This is a genomic window from Gilliamella apis (genome assembly GCF_002142155.1).
Taxonomy (GTDB): Bacteria; Pseudomonadota; Gammaproteobacteria; order Enterobacterales; family Orbaceae; genus Gilliamella; species Gilliamella apis.
On sequence record NZ_NASD01000009.1, the window covers coordinates 53,488 to 68,399 of the forward strand.

Consider the following 14,912-nt stretch of genomic DNA (forward strand, 5'->3'; position numbering starts at 1 on the left):
AATAAATTCACGCATGACTATTTAATGATACTGATTTAAATGTTAATGACTGGCTAAATAAACCTTAAATTTAGTCGTTTGAGCAATAATTTCAACACTTTTAAATGTTTCATCCAAGATCGATTGATATGGTAAAAATGAATTTGCCACAATACAAAGATAACCATTTAGTTTTAAGTGTTTTTTTGCTTCCTTAATCAACTTATTAACTGCGGTATAACTTGTTTCTTTGCCATCGTGAAAAGGTGGATTAGAGATAATTAAATGATATTTATCGCTTATATCTGAAAACACGTCACTAGCAATAACACGTGCCACAATGTTATTAGCAGCTAAAGTCTCTTTACTTGATTCTAATGCAGCACTACTTACATCAGTTAATGTTAAGCTTATATCTTGATTTAGTTTACCTATTACTGTTGATAATATGCCCGAGCCGCAACCGACATCAAGGATATTTCCTTTGATAATATCACTATGGTCCATAAGTGCATTTAATAACAGCTCACTTCCTGCATCTAAGGCTTTCTGGCTGAAGACACCTGGTAAGCTTTTAATTTCGATATCCTGATTTTCAATCGTTAAGTGATAACTCAACCACCAGTCTTTTACTTCAAAAGCCAAACGACTATCAGCTCGAAAATGATATAAACCACATCGTCTTGCACTATCTATTTTTTGGATAGAACCAAAGTCACTTAACAGCCCTTCCACACTTTTTACCCCAGAACGATTTTCACCAATGATAAAAATATCACTATCTTTAGGCATATTGTTCAATAAATATGATAACTGAAATTGTGCTTCACTCTTGGTTTTAGGCCAATAATAAATGAGGGTATTTATATCACTATAAAAAGATGTATCAGGATAGAGCGAAAATATAGTGTTATTAGCTCGTTTACTATTTTTAAAGCTTAAAAAAGTATGATATTGGGAACAATGAATCTTGACGATATTTGCTGCAATAATCGAAGGATAATTGTCTTGAATATCACCAGCAATAAGAATATTTTTATCATCAAAAAATGACTGATGACGTTCAAGTACTTGGCTAGCTGGAGTAAAAACAGATGTTGCCATAATGCCTCAATGAAAAACCTTTATAAATTGAAGCGAAGATTATACAATTAACTTTCTTTAATCCCTAGTAAAACCGTAATCTGACAATGACACAAAATGATTGGTATCTTAAGCAATGTAATATTACTCAATATGTTTTACGCAATTCGACCGTATTCCAGGGAGAACTTGCGACTCATATAGACGAAAAAATTCGTTTAATTGTCGTTGCTAAACAAAAACCAACACAAAAAATATATTACGATATTTTAAAAGCCATCCGTTTAACAGAAGAACAAGTATTATTTCTTACCCCTTCGCAATTAATTATTTCGGCGGATGAAGTGAAAATAGTGACATGGTTTATAGATGTGCTTAGCAATGAACCATGGCAAAATAATTTAACCATAAATACCAGTGATTTAGATTCGCTAGCGAAAGATCCACAACAAAAACGTAAACTTTGGCAGCAGTTATGTGAATATGAAAACAATTTCCATCCTGAATGAACATGATTTAACGGCAGCTTATGAGTTAGAGCTCATATGCCACCCTATCCCTTGGTCTAAAGAAACTTTTTTTTCAAATCAAGGTGAACGTTATATTAATCTTAAAATAACCGTTGATAATAAACTGGTCGGCTTTTGTATTTGCCAACAAGTTGCCGATGAAGCAACTTTATTTAATATTGCAATACATCCTGCCTATAGACAACAGGGATTAGCTAAAGCATTATTAAATCATTTAATTGATAATTTAACAGCCATAAACTCACCACAGGTTATTTCAACTCTATGGTTAGAAGTTAGAGAATCTAACACGCCAGCAATTGAGTTATATCATTCAATTGGCTTTAATCAAATAACAGTCAGGAAAAATTATTATCCAACTGTTGATGGTCATCAAGAAGATGCAATTATTATGGCTTATACATTAACACTATAAATTAATTTAATGGGAATAATCATGCCCCAAAAAACAGCACTACTATTTATCAATGGTGAACCTCCAAAAGATATTCCTAGTAATATAAAAGATTATACTTATATTGCCTGTACTGATGGTGCATATCATAGCTATTTATTTAAATCAGCCGTTGAACCTGATTTTATTATCGGAGATTTAGATAGCATTGACTCAACTAGGGCAATTCCGTCAAAAACACAAATTATTCATACTCCAGATCAATCTAAGCCTGATTTCGAAAAAGCATTACTATTTTTAAATAGTAAAGGTGTTACAAAATTTACAATATATGGTGCATCAGGTGGAGCTAGTGATCATTTCTTAGGTAACTTGTCTATAGCTATGCAATACTATCATCAGTTCAAAATGTTGTTTTATGACAATTATTGCTATTTTTTCTTCGCTGATCATCATCAGATTATTGACCACGTAAAAAATCATATTATTTCGTTAATGCCATTGTCGACGGTAACTAATTTGACTATAACTGGCTTTGAATACCCCTTAAAAGATCAAACATTAGTTCTTGGCGGCTGCATTAGTTTACGTAACAAAGCCATTAATGATAAAGTAGAAATCTCTTTTAAAAACGGTGACTTACTAATTTTAGTTCAAAATAATTTGAATTAGATTGACACAAATATTTACATTACTTTACAATACTATTACAAACAATTAGCGTGATTTTGGTGAAAGGAACCGCTTTATGATAATAAAAAAACTTACTGTGCTTGTTTGTTCTTCTTTCGTTTCTTGCATGGCTCTGGCGCAGAACGATACCGTAAGCATTACAGATAAGATAGTAGATAGTTTTCTCGCTTGTGATAACCATTTTTTTGAACAATTGGCTGAAAATAAACAATTATTCAGCGAATATGTTGATTTAACAACAACAGATAATGTTACTTATATTCCTGTAGAATCAATTTATCAACAAAATAAAGATAAAGTTAATTTCAAAAAACCTCTTAAATACCACGGATTAACGATAACTGGCTATCAAAACATCTATATTCCAACCAATTTATCGGGACAATATTACTATTGGGGCTTTATCTTCGATAATAGCCAAGAGGAAATTACTAAAACACTTAATAATTTAAAATGGTTACAATATAATAACAATGTTTATATTGCCAATGCCAAAATTTATGATCGAAATGCAAAATCACCAGTATGGCAAGATAATCCCTACTCGATTGATGGTGTTGTCCCCAAACTTGGTACCATTGAAAAATCTCTTTATTTAGAAACTTTTACTGATAATCAAAACCGTATACTCTGTTCTATTCAAGGAGATATTAAGAAAGACATTCTTTATAAAGATCGCCCTGATATGAAACCACTTGATGAACAGATGGATAAAGTTCGTCAAGAAAAGATCAAAGCTTATAAATTGAAAAAACAACAAGAAAAAGAACAAAAAGAAGCTCAAGAAAAACAGTCTCAAACTCAACAAAATAAACCAATTGAAAATAGCTCAAAAGAGGGAGATAAAATTTAAATGAAAAAATTATGTTTATTTTTAATGCTCTTTTCTTTTACCGCTATCACTCATGCAGAAGAAAAGAAACCACTTACTGAAGCTGAATTAGCCTCTCAAGCTAAAGAGGTAGAGGTAATGCTAAGTAATCCTAAAATTGGTGCACAATTTACACCTCTATCTAAAACTGATGAGGACAACACTATTGGTTATTCTTATCTTGATAAAAATTCTATAAAGTTACATCCTTATAACAATAAAATTCGTATTTTTAAAGAAGTTTCTAATTATGTTCCAGCATTAGTTCAAAATATTGATAATGTAAAAACACCATATCACACTGTAGTTATTAATTATTATGCTAATTGTGATAAAAAAGAAATTGCAAAAGGTAAAATTGAACTTATCGAGAACTATTTTGCCGAAGGTAAATTGATAAACACTATTGATATTCCTAGTCGATGGATGAGAGCAGAAAAAGGCGATGAAAAGCATAAATTAATGGTTATTGCTTGTTCCTTACCATTAAACAGTTAGTTCCATTTTCATTCGTTTTTACACTCGCCACCTAGCGGTGGCAGAGTATTTTTTTTTATGCTAATATCAATTTATTAACTACAAAATTGTAATCACATCAATATGAATATCACGCAATTCCATGCCTTAACGGATCAACTTTTTTATCAAATTGAATTATATCTAGATAAATACGCTGACGAACATGATATAGACCTCGATTATGAAACTAACGGCAACGTTATTACCATTAGTTTTCCAAACAATAGTAAAATTATCGTTAATACTCAAGAACCACTTTTTCAAGTTTGGTTAGCAACACAAAAGCAAGGTTATCATTTTGATTTGATTGATGACAAATGGATATGTAATCGAACAGATCAACCATTTGAAGAGATATTTGCTTTATCAGTACAAGAGCAATCAGAGCAATAATAATCCAAAAAGGATACTAAGCTAAAACTTAGCATCCTTTAATTATTTAGAATCTATCATTTACATTAAGGTAAGATTTGCCAGCTTCACTACTAGCCATTTAACCCCTTCATGAATGAAAGCAATTTGCACTCGTCTATGCTCACCTTCACCATCTAAATTAACAATGGTACCTTCACCAAAACGATTATGCTTAACTTTCCTACCTAATGTGTATCCATCGCTTTCTTTTTTCTTCTTAATATATGACTTTTTACGATCTTGGTAGAACTGCTCATTTTTATTGGAAGAATCATTATTATATGATGTTAAATTAGCTCGAGAATTGATTTCTTGCAAATTTTCAGTTGGTAATTCAGCTAAAAAACGTGATGGCAAATTACGCTCCTCACGGCCATAAAGTCGCCTTGATTCAGACAAAGAGAGAGTTAAAAACTTACGAGCTCGGGTAATACCAACATAAGCTAAGCGTCTTTCTTCTTCCATTTTTTCTCGTTCTTGAGAGCGTAATGCAGGGAAAAGACCCTCCTCTAAACCAACAATAAAGACATTGTCAAACTCTAAACCTTTCGCTGAATGTAACGTCATTAATTGCACCGAATCTTGTTGATTTACTACGTCACGGCTTTCAAGAGAGGTAAATGCTAAAAATGATTCTAAAACAGTCAAGGTTTTGCCAGTTTCATTGTCTTGAATTACATTGTCTTGGTTAACTCTAAAAAATTGCTCTGCAGATGAAACAAGTTCCTCTAGATTATCTAATCTAGCTTGTCCTTTAATACCAGGTTCTTGTTCGTACATTTGCAATACGCCAGATAATTTAATAATTGCATCTAATTGTTTATAAAATGGTAATTCATTAACTTCGACATGAATAGATTCCATTAATTCTAAAAAACGACTAATACCTGAACGTTGTCTTTCAGCTAAAGCATTTTTTTCGATCAGCATTAAACATGCATCCCATAACGAAATATTATTCTGCTTAGCACATAATCTAACTTTATCTAAAGTGACACTGCCTATGCCACGAGTTGGGGTATTTACCGTAGTTTCAAATGCCATATCATTATCATGGTCATGCAATAATCGTAAATAAGCTAAAGCTAATTTAACCTCTTGCCTTTCATAGAATCTTATTGAACCATAAATTTGATAAGGTATACCGGCTTGTAATAAGGTATCTTCAAAAATACGTGATTGCACATTATTACGATATAAAATGGCACAGCTAGCATAATTATGATTATCAGCATGATATTTTTTTATTTGACCTACAACAAATCGTGCTTCATCAATATCATTGAAACCAATATATAGTGAAATCTTTTCTCCGTCACCACTGTCGGTCCATAAATTTTTACCCAAACGATTGCGGTTATTAGCAATCAACTTATTTGCAGAGTCTAAAATAATGCCTGTCGATCGATAATTTTGCTCTAAACGAATGATTTCAGTTTCTGGATAATCATCGATGAACATTTGTAAATTATCAGCATTAGCTCCACGCCAACTATAAATTGACTGGTCATCATCACCAACAATCATTACGTTTGCTGTGTCTCCAGCTAATTTTTTCACCAACCAATATTGAATTTTATTAGTATCTTGAAATTCATCTATTAATATATTTGAAAAACGATGGCGACAATAATTTAAAACAGTTTCATTACTACAAAGCAATTCATATGCTCTCAAAATTAACTCTGAGAAATCAACATAACCAACTCTATCACAAATTGCTTGATAATCACGATAAATTGTTTGCCACATTGCTTGTTTCGAATCTTCTGGTTTTAGATTATCTGCCCTAAGTCCTTTTTCTTTTTGCGTGGAGATAAAGTTAGCACACTCTTTTGGTGACCATTCCTTTTCATCAATTTTAAGTTCACGAAAAATTCGTTTGATAAGGCGGATCTGATCTTCACTATCAATAAGTTGAAAATTCTCAGGTAATTTAGCTTGTTGAGAAAACATACGCAACAAACGGTGGGTTAAACCATGAAAAGTTCCTACCCACATACCATTTAAGTATCCTTCACCAACTAAAGCTTGTATACGCTCTTGCATTTCAGCCGCCGCTTTATTGGTAAAGGTAACGGCAAAAATTGAGTTTGGTGAATAATTTTTTTCAACACACAACCAAGTAATTCTATGAACTAATACACGTGTTTTACCACTTCCCGCACCAGCAAGAACAATGGTGTATTGGCTATCAGTTGTAACAGCATTTTTTTGTTCAGTGTTTAGGTCGATTAATAATGACTGTTTATTTTCCATGATGTGTTAACCCATCGCAATTATAGCAAACATTAATTAGTATTAATGTTGTAAATGTTGTAAACGTTTTTAATTTTTTCATTGTATTTATAATTATTATAAGTAGGTATAAAAAAGAACAAAGACAGGCATTAAATGTAATAAACATTTAATGCCTGTCTTTTTATACATATATGCACTGAATTATAACAGATTATCTAATTCTGGCAATTGTGTTATTTCAATATGTGGTAAACATCTAGCATCTGAAAGATGATAAATATCCCTACCAAAAATATTAATCCAACAAGCTAAAAAACCATTATTGATCGCACCATTGACGTCTGTCTCCAAATTATCACCAACATGCAAAATATAATTATTAGGAATAGCTAATTTCTGAGCGGCTAAAGCAAAAATTTCGGGAAATGGTTTTGAGCGACCATCAGGACCACCTCTTAGCGAAAATTTAAAATAGTCACCTAAACCGATTCTGTTTATATCAACATTACCATTAGTAATCACACCTAATGGGTATTTATTGGCTAATTTAGTTAGTAATATATGTGTTGATTTAGGAACAACCATTTTATGACGCCAAAAATTAAAACAATCAATAGCCTCATCAATAATCTTGCTATATTCATTTAAAGGGATATTGGTTTTATTTAATAACGATTTGATTGTCTCAACTCGCCAATCTATAACATCATGATATATTTCTGGATTTACAGCAAGGACCAACTTTTTTTCTTGATAATACAAATCTAAGGTTAGATACTGTAATGGCTCATATTGTTGTAAGTTTTTTATCACTTCCTCTTCAGCTTTATCAACAATCGTACTATTGTCATATAAAGTGTCGTCAAGATCGAATGTGATTGCTTTAATGCAGTTAATTGAACGATAAAAGTGCATTATTTTCTTCCTCTTTTAGCTCTTGGATGAGCCGAATCATAAACTTCTGATAAATGCGAAAAATCTAAATGGGTATAAACTTGGGTGGTGGATAAATCCGCATGACCTAGTAATTCTTGTACTGCCCGTAAATCACCGCTCGATTCAAGCATATGAGTAGCAAATGAATGGCGCAGTTTATGCGGATGAATATGTGAACTTAATCCCTGCTTTACACCCCATTGTGCAAACCGTTTTTCAACATTTCGTGGTGATATACGCTTACCCAGTTTAGAGATAAAAACGGCATCATCTTGTGGCTTTAAATCATTTCGCATAGTTAACCAGTGCTCAATCCATTTAATTGACTCTCGGCCTAAAGGTAATTTTCGCTCTTTATTACCCTTTCCTGTTACTCGGACTTCACCTTCAGTTAAATTTAATTCTCGGCAATTGAGACTCACTAATTCAGAAAGTCGTAATCCTGAGCCATACATTACTTCTAACATTGCTCTATCACGTACAGAAAGCGGATCACTATACTCAATATCAAGTAGTTGATTGATCTCATCGATATCAATATTTTTTGGAAGATGTTGACCCAATTTAGGGTTTAATACACCACGGGCTGGATTGGCTGAGATCTGATCATTTTTAACCATCCAATCAAAAAAACTGCGTAATGCAGATAATCTTAATGATAAACTACGAGCTTGTAGGCCGGTTTGTCGACTGCGACTAATAAGTAACCTCACAGCAGATGAATCAATATCCTGCCATTTAGTAATATCTAAGCCTTCAGTTAAATCAATAAGCGCATAAAGTTGACGACGATAGTTAATTTGAGTATTTATACTAAGTTGTTTTTCAGATTTCAAATAATTTAAAAAATGCTCAACAGGCTTGGTTAAAAAAGAAGAGTAATTAGGATTAATTTTAACCATCATATTTCCTTACTTTTTTCGCATAATCCATTTTTCAATAAGAATTGGCAATATTTCACTGATCTTTTCTAACAACAAGGTTCCTTGTCCAGTCTGATAATGCTGAGGATCTGTACTCGTAAACATTAATAAACCAAGATCACCAAATTGCCCCAATAGTGATAAAGCTACAGAGCCAACATAACCATGTTTAGGTAATAAAAAATCTAATTCAGTTGTATTTAATGACCCCAAATAAAATTGGCTATACTGTAAATGTCTTACACGAATAAAATCAAACTGCGAGGAGTTTAAAGCTAAATAATGATAATTTGATGGTGCACTAAGTAACCATTTATCATCAAATAAATATAAATAGGCACCACTAAGTCCTAAATCTTTGGCCCAAATTTTTAAAGAATCTAATAATTCGTTTATATCTTTTGCTTTTATTAATTGAAATTGCAATTTTATTAACTGATTAAAGAGTAATTCGTTAGCACTTGCGTGCTCCATCAGTAATGTGATTTCCGACTCAAGTTGACTAATTTTATTACGTTGCCTTGCCATATGCCATTCAGGTAGTGAAATCATACCTCGCACAGGGTGTGGTACGCGCATGCGTTCAATATGAGTCGCATTTCGAATAAAAAAATCTGGGTTATCAATAATATATTGGCTAACCATTTCATCATTTAATTTAACAAATGATATTTTTCGTCGCGGCTGTTTTAACTTCAATGTTTGTGTTTTTTTTACGACCATAATTTATTTCATTGTCTTTATGTAATCAGGTTAATAAAATTCATAAAGTTTAGCGCAATTAAATAGCAATATAACCATCATATACATGTGTAGCTGGTCCAGTCATATAAAGCGGCGACTGATTACCTTTCCAATCTATTATTAATTTTCCTCCGGGTAGATTAACATTCACCCGCTGGTTTAATAATCCTTGATTAATGCCAACAGCAACAGCGGCGCAAGCTCCTGTTCCACAAGCTTGAGTTTCACCCACGCCTCTTTCATAAACACGCAAATTAATATTATCTCGATCAATAATATGCATAAAACCAATATTCGCTTTTTCAGGAAAGCGTTCATGTTGCTCTAATAGCGGACCTAAAGTTAATACTTGAGCAGTTAGCACATCTTCAACTTGAATTACACAATGCGGGTTCCCCATAGAGGCGACACCACATAAAACTGTTTGTTCTTGTGATCGAATAATATAAGTTTTTTCTTCTTTAATGGCTTTGAAAGGAATTTTATTAGGCTCAAAAATTGGTGTTCCCATATTAACCCGAACGGTTTCATCATCATTCACCGTCAAAACAATATTACCTTTCATAGTGCTGACTTTTAACACTCTTTTTTTAGTCAATCCTTTTAATCGCACAAAGCGAGCAAAGCAACGAGCACCATTACCACATTGCTCAACCTCAGAACCATCAGCATTAAATATACGGTAATGAAAATCACTTTCAGGAGAATAAGGTGGCTCAACAATAAGTAGCTGATCAAACCCAATCCCTGTATATCGGTCTGACATACGTTTGATCATTTCACTTGAAAGATGAACATTTTGCGTTACTGCATCAATAACCATAAAATCATTACCCAGTCCATGCATTTTTGAAAAGTTCATCTCTAGTTACCTTTTATTGTAAATCATCAGTATTTTTTACTTTTTCATCATATTTGTTTGATTAAATGGAGTCATCAAGCAAAATTTAGAAAACATATTTATCAGCTTTATAATGAATTATAATACTAATTCACCGCGCCATAAATCATCAAAAGTTTCACGCTCTCGAATCAATTTATGCTGATTACCATTTTCAAGCATGACTTCTGCCGGTCGAGGATGACTATTATAATTAGATGCCATACTAAAACCATAAGCACCTGCACTACAAATAACTAACAGATCATCTTGTTCAACTGAGAGTTCACGTTGATAAGCTAATACATCACTAGATTCGCAAATTGGCCCAACAACATTATAAATCTTTTTGGTATTTGAATCTGTTGACTTTTTGGCTGGTATAACTTGCATCCACGCTTGATAAAGAGCTGGTCGTATTAAATCATTCATCCCGGCATCAACAATCGCAAAGTGATTACCATCTTGATGCTTAGTATATTCAACTTTAGTAATTAATAATCCAGCATTGGCAATGATTGATCTACCTGGTTCGAAAACAATTTCAAGTTCAGGATAATTTTTTAACTTTTCAATTAGTTTTGATACCAGTAATGTCGCTGATGGTGGCTGTTCATCATGATAACAAACACCTAACCCTCCACCTAAATCAATATGCTCAAGATGAATATTTTCTGCTGCTAGTTGGTCAACTAATGCCAATATACGATCAGCCGCGTCAAGAAAAGGCGATAACTCGGTTAATTGAGAGCCAATATGACAATCAATACCAACTATTTTAATATTATTTAATGATGCTGCTTTACGATAAGTATCTAAAGCTAATTGATAACTTATACCAAATTTGTTTTCACGCAATCCTGTTGAAATATACGGATGTGTTTTTGCATCTACATCAGGATTAATCCGTAAAGAAATACTAGCTATTTTCCCTAATTGATGAGCAATATCATTGATACGATATAATTCAGGTTCTGATTCAACATTAAAACATTTAATTCCTACTTCAAGCGCACGTCTAATTTCAACAACAGATTTTGCTACCCCTGAAAATACAATTTTTTTAGGGTCGGCGCCAGCTTTTAAAGCTCTCTCTAATTCACCTTGTGAAACAATATCAAAACCTGCACCAAGTTTAGCTAATAAGTTTAAAACAGATAAATTGCTATTCGCTTTTGCTGCATAACAAATCAAATGCTTCTTATTTTTTAAAGAATCTTGATAAGAAAGAAATTGCTTAGTTATATGATCAGCAGAATAAACATATAAAGGGGTACCATATTGATTAGCCAAATCACAAATAGCAACGTTATCCGCCAATAAATGGCCATTTTGATAATGTAAAAAGTCCATTAGATTATTCCTTTAAGCCAATTTATTTGTATCATTAGATTCAATAATTGCATTTGACTGATCTGCAGGATAATAAAGTGGACCTTTTAAACCACAGCCTAATAATGTGAAAATAACTAAAAAAAGAGAAAAGAGTTTTAGAGCGGATTTCATAAAATATTCGCAATTTAATCAGATTTATAATGAAGACTATATTACACGATAGCCATATTCGTGCAAAGAACAAATCATTAAGTTTTCTAAGCAAGATACAAAAAAATTTGAATAATTTTATACTATTGATAATAAAAAGTTATATAAAAATTGAATATAAATTACAACGCTTACATCATAGTATCGCTGAAATTTAGTTCAATTAATCATAATTATTTTATTATTGATAATCAGAGACTCTAAAAATAAAATTATAATAGCAACTAATAAATCTAAAGTTACCATAATTGGATTAACTATATATCTTCAAATGATTTATAAAGTATATCAATGCTCCATTTTTAGAATTCATGAAACATGGAACATTGATAATTCATGATTAGATAGAAATCAATTAAACAGAACAAATTCGGCATTCTCGGCTATGGTTTTGAGTCGTTTTTGAGCTGTTATAATGTTTTCTCTCCATTTATGATCTTTTGCCCACATTTCAATAACAAGCGGAGCAGTATAATTTATCTGTTTTAGTATTTTAAATATAGCAAGAAAATCAACCTCCCCTTCGCCAATAGTTAAATCTCTAAACTGACCAGAATAATTAGCTTTAACCTTATAAGTATCTTTTAGATGTATTTGAACAATGTGCTCTCGACTTAACATAAGCTCTGTACAGACATCATAATTCCAACCAGAAATATTCCCTACATCTGGATAAGCCATAAAATAAGGAGAATTGACCTCTTTTTTTAGAATTTCAAACTTACTGAGTGAATTGAGATAACTAGTATCCATGATTTCAACGGCAAGCATTATCCCCATTTTTTCAGCTTGTTTCGCTGACCACTGCATTCCCGCAATAAAACGCTGGTGAGTCTGTAAATTGGCTGGTTCATAATAAACATCATATCCAGCTAATTGAATTACCCTTATTCCTAGTTTATAGGCGAGTATCAGTGCTTTATTCATAATAACTTTGGCTTGCTGACGTATACTTTTATCGGCAGATCCAAATGGAAATTTACGATGAGCACTTAAACACATAGAATGCAATGGTAGTCCATATTGTTCACATAATCGCTTTAATCGATAAATCTCATCATCTGACCAATCAAGTCTTGCTCTTCGCTGTTCTGATTCATCAATTGATATCTCGATAAAATTAAATCCTAATGTTTTCGCCTCGTGCAGTTTTTCTTGCCAAGTAAGTTCATTAGGTAATGCCTTTTCATAAATACCAATATAATTAGATTGATTGGTCGGATTAATTGCAAATTTTGCCATAATAAAACCTAATAATATTTATTTGAACATCAAATATGCAGTCATTTTACTGACTGCATCGCATCTATTACCAATATTTAGCAATTTGCTCTCTTAAAGCTTGAGCAGTTTGTTTACCATTTTCACTAGCAAGAGCTCGACCAGCAATAAAGGCTTTGGTTTTAATTCCTGCAAATAGGTGAATATCCTCAGGAATAATTCCGCCCGTTATGGAAAGTTCAAGACCTAAATCTGACAATTGTCGCATTCTAACCAAATCATCCTCTCCCCAACCAATACCAGCTAATTCAGCATCACGAGAACGATGATAAATAGCCTGTTTAATCCCCAATTTTCGCCATGCTTTGGCATCTTCTAGTGTCCAATGACCATATAATTCGATCTGAATTTCGCCATTAAATTCGTCAGCCACTTTTTTACATGCTTCAATGGTAGCGATATGCGCTGCAGCCGAAACCGTTAACCAGTTAGCCCCAGCTGAGAAAGCCATTTTAGCTAATATCGCTCCACCATCAGTCGTTTTTAAATCACAGACTAATATATGATTAGGATATAATTTTCTTAGATTTTTAACGCTTTCTATTCCTGCACCAAAGGCGAGAATAGTGCCAACTTCGATAATATCAACAAATCCTGAAACATTTTTTGCCACCTCCAATGCTGAGGTTAGTTCTGTTTGATCTAAAGCAATTTGTAATTTTGGTGTTGTCATGTTGGTTTCCTTATCTAATTTGATTTTTGGCCATAATAAGCATTAGCGCCATGTTTGCGAAAATAGTGCTTATCGGATAATGTTTGTTGAATTTTGATGGTTTGATTAAGTTGTCGAGTTGAAATTGCCATCATTGCGACTTCTTCAAGTACCACAGCATTGTGTACTGCATTTAAGGCATTTTTACCCCAACAAAATGGTGCATGACCAGAAACAATAACCCCAGGCATTGCAATAGGATCAATACCGCGATGTTTAAATTCCTCGATAATAACTAATCCGGTATTTTTTTCGTAATCTGTCGCAATTTCACTATCAGTTAGTCGCCGGGTACAAGGTACATCACCATAAAAATAGTCAGCATGAGTGGTACCTAATGCAGGAATATCCAATTCTGCCTGTGCCCAAACGGTTGCATAACGAGAATGGGTATGTACAATTCCGCCAATATTTGCAAATGCCTTATAGAGTTCGAGATGAGTTGCGGTATCACTAGAGGGATTTAGTTTGCCTTCGACAATTTCGCCGGTTAATGAAACCACAACAATATCATCTATGGTCATATCACAGTACTCAACCCCTGATGGTTTGATGGCCATGACTCCCTTTGCACGATCCACTTCTGATACATTTCCCCATGTAAAGGTGACTAAATTATATTGTGGTAGCAATAAATTAGCCTGTAGTACGCGTTCTTTTAATGCTTGAAACATCATTTAGCCTCCATTTAGCGCGCGATCGATAACCGCATAAACATCTTCTTTGCTGTTACAACGTCTTAATTTATCCAGATCAACACCTGTCTCACTATTTTCATCATCTAAAATTTGAGTCACTTCCATTAATCCTTCCATATGCTGATCAGAAGTACTACCGGCGAGGGTAACTAGTACATCAACAGGATCGGTCTCTCCCTCAAAATAAACAGGTTTTTTCAAAGTTACTAATGCAAAAGCCGTACGGTTTACGCCATCTTCTGGTCGCGCATGTGGCATGGCCAAATTAGGGGCAATAATGATATAAGGCCCCATGGTTTTAACGCATTGAATGATGGCATCATAATAACGAGGCTCAATCGCTTTAGACGCAACCAGCATATCTGTTCCTAACTTAACAGCTTCTTGCCAACTTGTAGCTTCTGCTTTGAGTAAAATAGAGTTATTTTCAATTAATGATTCTTTGAAAGCCATTGTTGAACTCCTTTAA

The 14,912-nt window shown here is 33.2% G+C and carries 18 protein-coding genes; 6 read left to right on the forward strand and 12 right to left on the reverse strand.

Annotated elements, in window-relative coordinates; translation table 11 throughout:
- Positions 1 to 42: 42 nt before the first annotated feature.
- Positions 43 to 1,083 (reverse strand): 16S rRNA (guanine(1207)-N(2))-methyltransferase RsmC, encoded by a 1,041-nt coding sequence (gene rsmC, locus B6C84_RS05870; RefSeq protein ID WP_086354205.1) that lies wholly within the window; start codon positions 1,081 to 1,083, stop codon positions 43 to 45.
- 86 nt (positions 1,084 to 1,169) lie between these two features.
- Here rsmC and B6C84_RS05875 point away from each other — a divergent pair, with 86 nt between their 5' ends.
- From B6C84_RS05875 to cyaY, 6 genes are all read left to right on the forward strand, one after another.
- Entirely contained in the window at positions 1,170 to 1,571 is a 402-nt protein-coding gene (locus B6C84_RS05875) for a DNA polymerase III subunit psi (RefSeq protein ID WP_065650892.1), read from the forward strand.
- On the forward strand, positions 1,546 to 2,007 hold the full coding sequence (rimI, locus tag B6C84_RS05880) for a ribosomal protein S18-alanine N-acetyltransferase (RefSeq protein ID WP_086354204.1): 462 nt from the start codon (positions 1,546 to 1,548) through the stop codon (positions 2,005 to 2,007). Before B6C84_RS05875 ends, rimI begins: the two co-directional genes overlap by 26 nt.
- A gap of 21 nt (positions 2,008 to 2,028) precedes the next feature.
- Positions 2,029 to 2,658, forward strand: coding sequence for a thiamine diphosphokinase (locus B6C84_RS05885; RefSeq protein WP_165755154.1), 630 nt, complete (start codon positions 2,029 to 2,031; stop codon positions 2,656 to 2,658).
- A gap of 76 nt (positions 2,659 to 2,734) precedes the next feature.
- The gene (locus tag B6C84_RS05890) at positions 2,735 to 3,532 is read left to right on the forward strand and encodes a hypothetical protein (RefSeq protein WP_065614304.1); all 798 of its coding nucleotides are present in this window, start codon (positions 2,735 to 2,737) and stop codon (positions 3,530 to 3,532) included.
- A complete protein-coding gene (locus B6C84_RS05895) occupies positions 3,533 to 4,048 on the forward strand; it encodes a surface-adhesin E family protein (protein ID WP_065578009.1) in 516 nt (171 codons plus the stop codon).
- Between the two features lie 102 nt (positions 4,049 to 4,150).
- On the forward strand, positions 4,151 to 4,462 hold the full coding sequence (gene cyaY / locus B6C84_RS05900; protein ID WP_065578010.1) for an iron donor protein CyaY: 312 nt from the start codon (positions 4,151 to 4,153) through the stop codon (positions 4,460 to 4,462).
- Positions 4,463 to 4,522: 60 nt separating this feature from the next.
- Here cyaY and uvrD read toward each other — a convergent pair whose 3' ends face one another.
- From uvrD to B6C84_RS05950, 11 genes are all read right to left on the reverse strand, one after another.
- A complete protein-coding gene (uvrD, locus tag B6C84_RS05905; protein ID WP_065578011.1) occupies positions 4,523 to 6,742 on the reverse strand; it encodes a DNA helicase II in 2,220 nt (739 codons plus the stop codon).
- 183 nt (positions 6,743 to 6,925) lie between these two features.
- Complete coding sequence (yigB, locus tag B6C84_RS05910) at positions 6,926 to 7,639, reverse strand: 5-amino-6-(5-phospho-D-ribitylamino)uracil phosphatase YigB (protein ID WP_086354202.1); 714 nt, start codon at positions 7,637 to 7,639, stop codon at positions 6,926 to 6,928.
- The gene (gene xerC, locus B6C84_RS05915; protein ID WP_086354201.1) at positions 7,639 to 8,562 is read right to left on the reverse strand and encodes a tyrosine recombinase XerC; all 924 of its coding nucleotides are present in this window, start codon (positions 8,560 to 8,562) and stop codon (positions 7,639 to 7,641) included. Before xerC ends, yigB begins: the two co-directional genes overlap by 1 nt.
- A gap of 9 nt (positions 8,563 to 8,571) precedes the next feature.
- A complete protein-coding gene (locus tag B6C84_RS05920; protein ID WP_086354200.1) occupies positions 8,572 to 9,306 on the reverse strand; it encodes a DUF484 family protein in 735 nt (244 codons plus the stop codon).
- Positions 9,307 to 9,364: 58 nt separating this feature from the next.
- Complete coding sequence (dapF, locus tag B6C84_RS05925) at positions 9,365 to 10,189, reverse strand: diaminopimelate epimerase (RefSeq protein WP_034901419.1); 825 nt, start codon at positions 10,187 to 10,189, stop codon at positions 9,365 to 9,367.
- Positions 10,190 to 10,306: 117 nt separating this feature from the next.
- The gene (gene lysA, locus B6C84_RS05930) at positions 10,307 to 11,560 is read right to left on the reverse strand and encodes a diaminopimelate decarboxylase (protein WP_086354199.1); all 1,254 of its coding nucleotides are present in this window, start codon (positions 11,558 to 11,560) and stop codon (positions 10,307 to 10,309) included.
- A gap of 12 nt (positions 11,561 to 11,572) precedes the next feature.
- Complete coding sequence (gene lptM / locus B6C84_RS11480) at positions 11,573 to 11,713, reverse strand: LPS translocon maturation chaperone LptM (protein ID WP_108720888.1); 141 nt, start codon at positions 11,711 to 11,713, stop codon at positions 11,573 to 11,575.
- 390 nt (positions 11,714 to 12,103) lie between these two features.
- The gene (locus tag B6C84_RS05935) at positions 12,104 to 12,994 is read right to left on the reverse strand and encodes an L-ribulose-5-phosphate 3-epimerase (protein ID WP_086354198.1); all 891 of its coding nucleotides are present in this window, start codon (positions 12,992 to 12,994) and stop codon (positions 12,104 to 12,106) included.
- Between the two features lie 67 nt (positions 12,995 to 13,061).
- Positions 13,062 to 13,706, reverse strand: coding sequence for a 3-keto-L-gulonate-6-phosphate decarboxylase UlaD (locus B6C84_RS05940; RefSeq protein WP_034901424.1), 645 nt, complete (start codon positions 13,704 to 13,706; stop codon positions 13,062 to 13,064).
- 14 nt (positions 13,707 to 13,720) lie between these two features.
- Positions 13,721 to 14,419, reverse strand: a complete 699-nt coding sequence (locus B6C84_RS05945) for an L-ribulose-5-phosphate 4-epimerase (protein WP_065578041.1) — start codon at positions 14,417 to 14,419, stop codon at positions 13,721 to 13,723.
- A gap of 3 nt (positions 14,420 to 14,422) precedes the next feature.
- Positions 14,423 to 14,896, reverse strand: coding sequence for a PTS sugar transporter subunit IIA (locus tag B6C84_RS05950; RefSeq protein ID WP_065614310.1), 474 nt, complete (start codon positions 14,894 to 14,896; stop codon positions 14,423 to 14,425).
- Positions 14,897 to 14,912 lie beyond the last annotated feature (16 nt).

What these genes read in the sequence shown, in the direction of transcription:
- xerC (WP_086354201.1), bottom strand. Translation starts at nt 8,562, where the DNA reads ATGGTTAAAATTAATCCTAATTACTCTTCTTTTTTAACCAAGCCTGTT.
- B6C84_RS05890 (WP_065614304.1), top strand. Translation starts at nt 2,735, where the DNA reads ATGATAATAAAAAAACTTACTGTGCTTGTTTGTTCTTCTTTCGTTTCT.
- lptM (WP_108720888.1), bottom strand. Translation starts at nt 11,713, where the DNA reads ATGAAATCCGCTCTAAAACTCTTTTCTCTTTTTTTAGTTATTTTCACA.
- lysA (WP_086354199.1), bottom strand. Translation starts at nt 11,560, where the DNA reads ATGGACTTTTTACATTATCAAAATGGCCATTTATTGGCGGATAACGTT.
- B6C84_RS05920 (WP_086354200.1), bottom strand. Translation starts at nt 9,306, where the DNA reads ATGGTCGTAAAAAAAACACAAACATTGAAGTTAAAACAGCCGCGACGA.
- yigB (WP_086354202.1), bottom strand. Translation starts at nt 7,639, where the DNA reads ATGCACTTTTATCGTTCAATTAACTGCATTAAAGCAATCACATTCGAT.
- dapF (WP_034901419.1), bottom strand. Translation starts at nt 10,189, where the DNA reads ATGAACTTTTCAAAAATGCATGGACTGGGTAATGATTTTATGGTTATT.
- B6C84_RS05875 (WP_065650892.1), top strand. Translation starts at nt 1,170, where the DNA reads ATGACACAAAATGATTGGTATCTTAAGCAATGTAATATTACTCAATAT.
- cyaY (WP_065578010.1), top strand. Translation starts at nt 4,151, where the DNA reads ATGAATATCACGCAATTCCATGCCTTAACGGATCAACTTTTTTATCAA.
- B6C84_RS05945 (WP_065578041.1), bottom strand. Translation starts at nt 14,419, where the DNA reads ATGTTTCAAGCATTAAAAGAACGCGTACTACAGGCTAATTTATTGCTA.
- B6C84_RS05950 (WP_065614310.1), bottom strand. Translation starts at nt 14,896, where the DNA reads ATGGCTTTCAAAGAATCATTAATTGAAAATAACTCTATTTTACTCAAA.
- B6C84_RS05885 (WP_165755154.1), top strand. Translation starts at nt 2,029, where the DNA reads ATGCCCCAAAAAACAGCACTACTATTTATCAATGGTGAACCTCCAAAA.
- uvrD (WP_065578011.1), bottom strand. Translation starts at nt 6,742, where the DNA reads ATGGAAAATAAACAGTCATTATTAATCGACCTAAACACTGAACAAAAA.
- B6C84_RS05895 (WP_065578009.1), top strand. Translation starts at nt 3,533, where the DNA reads ATGAAAAAATTATGTTTATTTTTAATGCTCTTTTCTTTTACCGCTATC.
- B6C84_RS05940 (WP_034901424.1), bottom strand. Translation starts at nt 13,706, where the DNA reads ATGACAACACCAAAATTACAAATTGCTTTAGATCAAACAGAACTAACC.
- B6C84_RS05935 (WP_086354198.1), bottom strand. Translation starts at nt 12,994, where the DNA reads ATGGCAAAATTTGCAATTAATCCGACCAATCAATCTAATTATATTGGT.
- rsmC (WP_086354205.1), bottom strand. Translation starts at nt 1,083, where the DNA reads ATGGCAACATCTGTTTTTACTCCAGCTAGCCAAGTACTTGAACGTCAT.
- rimI (WP_086354204.1), top strand. Translation starts at nt 1,546, where the DNA reads ATGAAAACAATTTCCATCCTGAATGAACATGATTTAACGGCAGCTTAT.